Annotated in this window: 1 protein-coding gene; it reads right to left on the bottom strand. The window is 64.3% G+C overall.

All coding sequences use genetic code 11. From position 1 onward, the window contains the following. On the bottom strand, positions 1–255 hold a 255-nt coding region (locus QSK26_RS41610), incomplete at both ends, for a DNA-directed RNA polymerase subunit beta (protein ID WP_285780879.1).

Raw genomic sequence — 255 nt, 5'->3', positions numbered from 1 at the left:
TCTCCTTGATGAGCACCTTGAAAGACTCAGGGATGCCCGGTTCGGGGATGTTCTCGCCCTTGACGATGGCCTCGTAGACCTTCACGCGGCCGGTGACGTCGTCGGACTTGATGGTCAGCAGCTCCTGGAGGGCGTAGGCGGCGCCGTACGCCTCCAGCGCCCACACCTCCATCTCACCGAAACGCTGACCGCCGAACTGCGCCTTACCACCCAGCGGCTGCTGGGTGATCATCGAGTACGGGCCGGTCGAACGCG

The sequence above is a fragment of the Microtetraspora sp. NBRC 13810 genome (genome assembly GCF_030268685.1).
GTDB lineage: Bacteria > Actinomycetota > Actinomycetes > Streptosporangiales > Streptosporangiaceae > BSRQ01.
The sequence above is the reverse complement of the archived record's forward strand: the minus strand, read 5'-3'. Positions and strand labels throughout refer to the sequence as shown.